Origin of the sequence: Rhizobium sp. PEPV16, assembly GCF_008919455.1 — a bacterium.
Classification (GTDB): domain Bacteria; phylum Pseudomonadota; class Alphaproteobacteria; order Rhizobiales; family Rhizobiaceae; genus Rhizobium; species Rhizobium leguminosarum_Q.
In genome coordinates, this window is sequence record NZ_VSZV01000143.1 from 1 (window position 1) to 7,246 (window position 7,246).

6 protein-coding genes are annotated in these 7,246 nt (G+C 62.2%); 2 read left to right on the plus strand and 4 right to left on the minus strand.

The genetic code is table 11. The annotated features are described in order from the left end of the window. Positions 1-694: 694 nt before the first annotated feature. Both FY112_RS02695 and FY112_RS02700 read left to right on the plus strand, forming a co-directional pair. A complete protein-coding gene (locus FY112_RS02695; protein ID WP_151517595.1) occupies positions 695-1,609 on the plus strand; it encodes an SDR family oxidoreductase in 915 nt (304 codons plus the stop codon). A 156-nt stretch (positions 1,610-1,765) separates the two neighbouring features. After that, on the plus strand, positions 1,766-2,833 hold the full coding sequence (locus FY112_RS02700) for an AraC family transcriptional regulator (protein ID WP_151517600.1): 1,068 nt from the start codon (positions 1,766-1,768) through the stop codon (positions 2,831-2,833). Here FY112_RS02700 and FY112_RS02705 read toward each other — a convergent pair. The 4 genes from FY112_RS02705 to FY112_RS02720 form a co-directional block, all read right to left on the minus strand. Beyond that, a complete protein-coding gene (locus tag FY112_RS02705) occupies positions 2,830-5,031 on the minus strand; it encodes a molybdopterin cofactor-binding domain-containing protein (protein WP_151517596.1) in 2,202 nt (733 codons plus the stop codon). The two genes, FY112_RS02700 and FY112_RS02705, sit on opposite strands and share 4 nt — an antisense overlap. A gap of 33 nt (positions 5,032-5,064) precedes the next feature. Next, a complete protein-coding gene (locus FY112_RS02710) occupies positions 5,065-5,757 on the minus strand; it encodes an Isoquinoline 1-oxidoreductase subunit (protein ID WP_151517597.1) in 693 nt (230 codons plus the stop codon). Beyond that, positions 5,754-6,221: a (2Fe-2S)-binding protein gene (locus FY112_RS02715; RefSeq protein ID WP_151517598.1), complete on the minus strand. Its 468-nt coding sequence runs from the start codon at positions 6,219-6,221 to the stop codon at positions 5,754-5,756. Before FY112_RS02715 ends, FY112_RS02710 begins: the two co-directional genes overlap by 4 nt. Before the next feature lie 469 nt (positions 6,222-6,690). Next, positions 6,691-7,246 (minus strand): molybdopterin cofactor-binding domain-containing protein (locus tag FY112_RS02720; RefSeq protein ID WP_151517599.1); only part of this gene is annotated, 556 nt, incomplete at its 5' end.

Genomic DNA, 7,246 nt, shown 5'->3' on the forward strand with positions numbered 1-7,246 from the left:
GGGCAGAGTCCATGACCGCCCGGCCGGCGAAGTAGCACCGCTTCGTCCAGGCACCGATAAGGTCGCAATCTGCATCTTTTCGCTCCCCAACCATGCACACCTCCAATCTTGCTAGCTACCTAGCAAATATGTAAGGTACCAAACAAATGTCAAGAGGCCGTTCGTATTGATCCCTGGAAGGAGGGAGAGGAGTCTGCATCGGCGTATGGGCCGAAGGCCCAGTTGCTGGCCTCTCCAGGGACTGCCGCGCGAGTGGGTGAGTCACCTGTCCTTGCCAACTGTAGGATCAGGCAGGAAATTTAAGCTTCTGGGCATTCGGCACCGCGCCGCGGGCGTGTAGCTTCAGGGGGCGCAATGTCCCGGCAGCTGGCCGGCAGAGAGAAGCCTCCGAGCCAGGCGCTGCACACGGGCGAGGCAGATCGACTCTGGCGTACCTCGCTGAAACTGACCAACGTGGATTTCCACGTTGGAGGCCGACGGACCTCGATCGCGTCACCATAGGCGCGGCCGGATCGGCATTCGCCTCCTTCGGTTCCTCGCTCGCCGATTCAATGTAGGAATAGGCATGTTTCTTGCCGGTTTGGGCATGGCGTTCTGGAGCCACGTCCTTCTACTAGGGAGAGGTAACAGCGGGCGAATTGCGACAATCGTCACACGAGATCTCGCAGAACTTTCGAGAAGGTATGGTTCCCATATGACCAAGTGGACGAACAAGAACATTCCATCGCAACATGGCCGTACAGCGGTTGTCACTGGAGCCGGAGGATTGGGCTACGAGGACGCGCTGGCCTTGGCGCGCGCCGGTGCGAGCGTCGTGATCGCCGGGCGCGATCCCCGGAAGGGTGCCGAAGCCGTGGCAGCGATCAAGAATGCTGTGCCTGATGCGCAGGTGCGGTTCGGCAAGGTGGATCTTGCCAACCTCGCTTCCGTCGCCGGTTTCGCCGCGCAACTCGCGCAGGAGCAGGACAGCCTCGACCTTCTGATCAACAATGCCGGCGTCATGACGCCGCCGACGCGACGCGTCACCAGCGACGGCTTCGAGCTGCAATTCGGCACGAATTACCTCGGTCATTTTGCTCTGACGGCGCATCTGCTACCTCTGCTGAAGAGGGGCCGGAAGCCGCGCGTCGTGACCCTCGGCAGCATTGCGGCGCGACAAGGCGCGATTAACTTCGATGACCTCCAAGCCGAGCGCGGCTACAAACCGGGGCCGGTCTACAGCCAATCGAAACTCGCCTGCATCATGTTCGCCTTCGAGCTGAGTCGGCGCAGCACGGCGGCCGGCTGGGGCGTGGAAAGCCTGGCGGCGCATCCCGGTGTCTCGCGCACCGATCTTCTTCCGAACGGCGCGGGCCAGTGGAGTGCGGCCGGGATGGCGCGGCGCTTCCTACCATTCCTGTTCCAACCCGCGTGGCAGGGTGCGCTGCCGACGCTCTATGCGGCGACCGATCCGGCGGCGCGAGACGGCGCCTACTATGGACCCGACAGACTCAGCGGGACGCGCGGCTATCCGACCAAGGAGAAACCTCCCAAACAGGCGCTGGATACCTCAGTGGCCGCACGCCTCTGGGATGTGTCTCAGGAACTGACCAGCGTGGGGTTCGTATAAAACGTTCCGACAGGCACATGACCCCACGTCCCGGTAGGGAAAATGACATGGTTTGCCTTCGCCAGCGTTTATGTTCTGGCATGGATGTCCGGCGGTTGCTTCTGGACGGGCTATGCCGTATATTCCATATTATCTTCGCAATCGTCCTGGATAGCCATGGATCCACTTTCAGACGTCCTTTCTTTGCTTAAGCCGCATGCTTACGTCTCATCCGGCTTCGACGCCGGCGGCGACTGGGCTGTCCGGTTCGGCGACCAGCACAAGCTCATCAAATGTTACGCGGTGGTGTCCGGTGACTGCTGGCTCACCGTCGATGGTGTTGCCGACCCGGTGCGCCTGGTGGCCGGGGATTGCTTCGTGCTGCCGACCGGTCGCCCATTCCGGCTTGGTAGCAGCATCGATGGGACCGCGGTTGGGGCCGGGGAGATATTCCCGGCCGCGCGAAGGGGTGGCGTCGTCACGCTCAACGGCGGCGGCGGATTGTTTCTGGTCGGAAGCCGCTTTGGCGTGAAGGGCAATCACGCCGATATGCTGCTGAGCATGCTTCCGCCGATCGCGCACATCCACGAACAGCCAGAGCAGGCAGCCCTGCGCTGGTCTGTCGAGCAAATGATGAAGGAGCTGCGAGAAGAGCAGCCTGGCAACGCCCTTGTCGCGCAGCATTTGGCCCATATGATGCTGGTGCAGGCACTACGTGTGCATCTGGACACGGGCGGCGGAGACCGTGTCGGCTGGTTCTTCTCTCTGGCGGATAAACAGCTTGGTGCCGCGATCAAGGCAATCCATGCCGAACCCGCTTACCAATGGACCCTTCAAGAGCTTGGTGAGATTGCCGGCATGTCGCGCTCGACTTTCGCGCTCAGGTTCAAGGAGCGCGTCGGCGAGCCTCCGATGCAGTACGTGGCGCGATGGCGGATGCTGCTTGCCTGCGACAGGCTGGAAAATTCAAACGATCCCGTCTCGACGGTTGCCGCTTCGCTCGGCTATGAATCGGAAAGTGCGTTTAGCACGGCTTTCAAACGCGTCATGGGCTGCTCGCCTCGCCAATACGGGCGCTTTCGGAAGGCGGAGCCGGAGGCGAGTTCCGTTGCCGCAAGCTCGCTGTCCCATGAGCGGCACCCGGATTCCGAGAATGGTAGCCTTCGCGTTCAGCACATTATTGCTGTGGCGGCAGCGGACGGGCGACGTGCGTCGGATCAAAGGTCTGCCCCGGCCAGCCGCTAAGATTGCACGGACACGTCCGTATTGCTGCGCGCGTTTCCGTCGAGGAACGGCAGGCGTGATGTTGGCTGCCCAGTCAATGCCAGAATTGCGTTTGCGACCGCCGGTGCAATTGGTGCTACCCCCGGCTCGCCCATTCCGGTTGGCCTGCTCGTGGAGGCGATAATGTGGGTTTCGACGACGGGCATCTCGTTCATACGCAAGACCAGGTACCGATCGAAATTGGTTTCCTGAACGATACCGTCCTTTAGCGTGATCGCGCCATAAAGAGCAGCAGACAGACCGAAGCCGATGCTCCCCTCCATTTGCGCTGCGATCTGGTCGTGCGCGATGGCGATACCGCAATCGACGACAGCAACAACGCGGCGCACGAGGGGCCGGCCATCGACCAATCGCACCTCGGCGACCTGGCCAACGATCGTGCCGAAGGCTTCATGAATAGCGAGGCCCCGCGCCCAACCGGTTTCGAGCAGCGTGCCCCATCCTGCCTTCCGACAAAGCGCGTCAAGTACTGCCAGCCGTCGCCTATCCCCCACCTTCTCATAGAACACACGTCTGTACGCTGCCGGGTCGAGGCCCGCCCGCCGGGCAAGTTGATCGACGATATGCTCCATCATCAGGGCGGTATAGGAATGACCAACCGAGCGCCATAAGCCGACCACGACCGGAAAAGTCGGGGTGAAGATCTTGCCATCAACGGTCGAAGCGGTCGAGAAATACGGCGAGTGGGTGATCCCTTCGGTCGCCAGAGAGTTCGGCCCGACGGGAAGAAGCGATTGGCAGACGCTGTGGATGCGCCAGCGCGTCGGAAACCCGTCCGGACCCAATTGAACCCACACACGGTGATGCGACATCGGCCGGAAATAGCCGGATGCTATCTCGTCCTCGCGGCTCCACATCAGCTTGACAGGGCGGCCATCGGTCCGCTTGGCGATCCGCACACATTCGACGAGATAGTCGGAGCTCAGAACGCCGCGGCGGCCGAACGACCCGCCGGCAGGCACCACTTCGATGTCGACCTTGCCGGGAATGGTGCGGGCGGCAAACGCCGCATAGACCTGATCAACCGTCGCCAGATGCGCGCCCGATGTGATCGAGACGTCCCAGTCATTCACCTGGGCAACACAGTCGAGTGTCTCCATGGGCGCATGCGCGAGATAGGGAAAGTCGAAGGCGAAATCCGCGACATCACCATCGAACGGGACCTCAGGATCGTCGCCCTTGGAATCGAACCCGGCCGGTTCCACATCGCTGCGTCCTGCCGCGATATCGTGATAGTAGCGGACGAGTTCGTGCGTGGAGCGCGTTTCGGCTTCACTGTCGTCCCACTCGATGCGAAGCGCATTACGTCCCTTCCAGGCGGCAAAGGTCGTTTCGGCGAGCACCGCAACGCCGGTTTCGATCGCGAAGACATCGACGACGCCCTTCATCTTGCGAGCGTCGGATGCATCGAACCGCGCCAGCGTGCCGCCGAAGCGAGGGCTATGCGCGACCATCGCGACCAGCATGTCCGGGCGCTGGATGTCCTGCGTGTAGACCTGGGCGCCCGTGCTCTTCGAAAGGCTATCCTTGCGCCGCACCTTGTCGGTGCCGATCAGCCGATAGTCCGCCGGCTGTTTAAGCACTGGCGACTCCGGCGGCTTCTGATGCGAAGCGTCGGCAAGGAGTTCCGGGAAGGTGGCGCTGCGGCGTGACCCAAGGTGTGACACGACGCCGTCGCGGACGTCGATGGAGCCAATCGGAACGCCCCAGCGGAGCGCGGCCGCGCCCACGAACATGGCACGTGCCGCGGCCCCGGCATTGCGCATCAGGTCCCAGTTGGATGCAATGCCGTTCGACGCTCCTGTCATCTGTGGGCCGTAGGCGCGAAAATTGCTGCGCGAATCGACGACGCGCACCCTGTCCCAATCCGCGTCGAGCTCCTCGGCGACGATCGCGGCGAGACCGGCATGGATGCCCTGGCCCAGTTCCTGCTGCTTGTTGACGACTGTTACCCAGCCGTCATCGGTAATACGGATGAAGGGTCCGAAAGCGCTGGGCTGCGGATCATCGCCGCCGCCTTGCAGGATCGCGCCGGCGACCTGCATCGGGTTGGTTGCGATGTAGCCGACGACCAGGGCGCCGCCGATCAGCGATCCACCCAGGATCAGCCGGCGGCGCGTCATCCGGAAGCGCGATTTCTGTTCGGGCAAATCGGTCATGGGTATCCTCTTATCGAAGTTGGCGCGGCCTGCTCATGGCGGGCAGGCTGCACCGGTTTCCAGCCAGGCTTTGATCAGCGCTCCGAACTCCGCCTGAGTGCCGGGCACAGGCCGCCGGTTTGCGCCCGGATGCCATGCCCAGCCGACCAGTTCGTCCTCTGTCATGTGGTGGACCAGTTCTTGTCGCGTCATGTGCGAGCGTGCGGGATCCAGAAGTTGCCTGCAGAGATCGCCGAGCGTCTTGCCCTGCCAGGCCATCTCCATTGGAGCGAGCTTCCAATTGATATTGCCTGGCACACCGGACGCCACGAAATTTTCAGCCTGGTGGCAGGTGCTGCAGCGCAACGTCGACGCGCCACCACCATCAACGCCGCGCGTGACCCAAGGCGTGTGGGCGCGCATGCCATCTGTCTGCGTCGGCCGATCGGTTCGCGGATGACAGTTCATGCAGCGCGGGTGCTGTATCACGCGACCCGCTTCCTCGAACAGCGCGACCGATCGCGCCCGTGGATCGGCGATCGCATCGAAGTCCGCCGCAAGGCGCAGGCGCTCGATCTCGACGGGCTGCAGCGTGGCCGCGAGCGTCTGTGTATGGGGCATGGTACGGGGGTACAGCGCGTAGACAAGGCCGCCCGCACCAGCGACCATGATCAGCCCGAGTAAAGACAAGACGCCAACCTTAAGTCGGCGACGCCAGTTCCCGAAGGCGGGTGCATGCCAGCTCATGTCGGTGAACCCAACTTCGATGCCGCGTCGTGGATTGCCGCACGAATACGGTTGTATGTCGCGCATCGACAGAGATTGCCGCTCATGGCCAGATCGATATCGCGGTCGGTTGGTTTCTCGATGGTGCGGAGCAACGCGATCGCGCTCATCACCTGCCCGGATTGACAGAAGCCACATTGTGGGACGTCGTGCGCAACCCAGGCGTCCTGGATTGCTCTCACCTCTGCGCCTTCGATCGCCTCGATCGTGGTGATCCGCGCGGACGAAGCCACCTCTAGCGAGAGGGTGCAGGAACGCATGGGCTCGCCATCGACATGCACCGTGCATGCGCCGCATTGCGCAGCACCGCAGCCATACTTCGTGCCGGTCAGCTTCAACGTATCGCGAATCACCCAGAGGAGGGGAGTCTCCCCGTCATCTTCGACGTGGTGAACTTGGCCATTGACGGAGATCGCATATGACATGAAGAACTCTCGGGTTTTGCTATTTCACCTGACAGGCTATTCTTTTCCGGCTCAGACGAACACGCGCGATCCTTCAAATAAATTGCCCATTCCTACAATGCGTGATTGGCCGCCTTTACGGGGCACAAAGTGCGCGGCGTACCTGGGACACAGGGCTAGTGAGAAGAAGAGCGAGGAATTGCCGCATCCTTCAATTCGATAAAGTTGGGGAGAGTCGCTTTCACCAGAAGCCTTCTGCCGTAGCGTGCACAAGAGGCGGGTGGTCGGCGCATGGCCCACGATGCCGTAATCCAGCAGCAAGGTAATGCGCTTTATAGGTCAAGCAGCTTCAAGCGGTGGGAACGCCACCGAGACAAGATGATCATGGCCTGTAGCTAAGGTGGCGCAGAGATAAATAGCGGCCGCACATAGCTGCGATGTCGCGCGGCTATGTGGGGATGGGCCAATCCACCGCGTGGCTCGAAGAAGGTCAGGCTTCGAGAGCTGCCTTAACTCGGTCTGGAGTGAACGGATAGTGGCGAAGCCGCACGCCACCGGTTAGCCGCGCGACGGCGTTGGCGATTGCCGGACCCGTGGGAGGGAGGCCAGCCTGACCAATGCCGCCAAAAGGACTCCCGGGCGTCGGCACCACGGCGACCTCGATCTCAGGCGCCTCGGACATGCGGATCACCCGATACGTGTCGAAATTCGACTCCTGCACCTCGCCATTGACGACGTTGATCTGCTCGAACAGGGCATGGCCGGTACCGTTGGTGATGCCGGTCATCATCATGGCTTCGATATGGAGGGGCTGGATAGCCACGCCGGGATCGATCGCGCACCAGACCTTGTGCACCCGGATTTCGCCAGTGTCGCGGTTGAGAGAAACCTCGGCGACCTGGGCGCAGTGCGAGCCAAAGGCATCGGAGTAGGCCAGGCCGAGCCCTCGGCCGTCCCGCGACCGACCCCACTCCGCCATCCGGGCGACGGTCTCGATCACCTTGCGCGCGCGCGGCTGGTCCTTGAGGAGTTCCAGCCGCAACGCG